The sequence below is a fragment of the Allobaculum fili genome, from assembly GCF_020969955.1.
Lineage (GTDB): Bacteria > Bacillota_I > Bacilli_A > Erysipelotrichales > Erysipelotrichaceae > Allobaculum > Allobaculum fili.
This window is the reverse complement of record NZ_JAHDSX010000098.1, coordinates 1-698: the sequence shown is the minus strand read 5'-3', so window position 1 is coordinate 698 and position 698 is coordinate 1. Positions and strand designations below refer to the sequence as shown.

1 protein-coding gene is annotated in these 698 nt (G+C 47.4%); it reads left to right on the top strand.

Annotated elements, in window-relative coordinates; translation table 11 throughout:
• Positions 1–101 precede the first annotated feature (101 nt).
• Positions 102–698: transposase (locus Afil_RS10685; RefSeq protein WP_230268539.1), on the top strand; the 597-nt coding region annotated here is incomplete at its 3' end.

Sequence of the window (698 nt, the reverse complement as noted above, 5' to 3'; positions counted from 1 at the left end):
CCGTTTCCTATTGCGAAGAGGTGATTCAGGCTATTCAGAACAATCCGCAGCTGGCTCAGGTGCCGGCTGTCGCCGAAAGAATTCATTACCTTCAAGAAGCGATGGACGAAATTTCCGTTGAGCTTGAGTACTCGAAGGAACAGGATGCCAGAGTTGGACATAAAACTGCGGACTCCTCCTTCTTCGGCTTCAAAAGCCATTTGGCTATGACACCCGAAAGAATCATCACTGCAGCGGCGATCACTTCCGGAGAAAAACACGATGGAAAACAGCTGGAAGAACTCATCGCAAAAAGTCGTGAGAATGGAATTGAAGTCGAAGCGGTCGTCGGAGACGGTGCTTATGCAGAAAAAGACAACCTCGAATTCACCCAAGAGAACGGAATTAAACTCGCTGCCAGGCTCAATGCCACGGTGACTCATGGAACACGCAGAGAAGAAAACAAATTCGAATTCAACAAAGATGCCGGAATGTACGTTTGCCCAGCTGGACATCAGGCAATCCGTAAAGCGCGGGGAGGTCAGAAAAAAGCCAAGAATGGATCGAATACGCAGGTTGAAACATATTACTTCGATGTAGAGCGCTGTAAACACTGTCCGCTCAAAGAAGGGTGCTACAAAGAAGGAGCAAAATCAAAAAGCTACTCCGTCAAAATCAAAAGCGATATTCACCTTGAGCAGATGGCGTTCATGGAGACA